Below are 561 nucleotides of genomic sequence, written 5' to 3'. Positions count from 1 at the left end.
TGCTGACATGAGTAGCGTTAAAGCGGGTGAAAAGCCCGCTCGCCGTAAGCGCAAGGTTTCCTACGCAACGTTCATCGGCGTAGGGTGAGTCGGCCCCTAAGGCGAGGCAGAGATGCGTAGCTGATGGGAAGCAGGTCAACATTCCTGCACCGGCTGCAAGTGCGATGTGGGGACGGATCAAGCTAGGTCATCCGGCGGTTGGAAGTGCCGGTTGAGGCGGAAGTAGGCGACACGTAGGCAAATCCGCGTGTCATATACCGAGGCCGTTGCTCGAGCGAGCTTGCTCGCGAAGTGACCGAATGGGGTCCCAGGAAAAGCCACTAAGCTTCAGCTTGCAGCTGACCGTACCGCAAACCGACACTGGTGCGCGAGATGAGTATTCTAAGGCGCTTGAGAGAACTCGGGAGAAGGAACTCGGCAAATTGACACCGTAACTTCGGGATAAGGTGTGCCCTAGTAGCGTGTAGAGAACATCGAAGCGTGAATGGGTTGCAAAAAATAGGTGGCTGCGACTGTTTACTAAAAACACAGCCGTCGGCGTGCAGACGGTGGGCTTTGGAT

The 561-nt window shown here is 56.0% G+C and carries 1 rRNA gene; it reads left to right on the top strand.

Annotated elements, in window-relative coordinates:
- Positions 1-561: ribosomal RNA gene (locus tag ACK4TH_RS13090) — 23S ribosomal RNA — on the top strand; the annotation flags it as partial.

The sequence above is a fragment of the Tepidimonas sp. genome (assembly GCF_046292505.1).
Classification (GTDB): Bacteria; Pseudomonadota; Gammaproteobacteria; order Burkholderiales; family Burkholderiaceae_C; genus Tepidimonas.
This window is presented reverse-complemented; position numbering and strand designations above follow the sequence as displayed.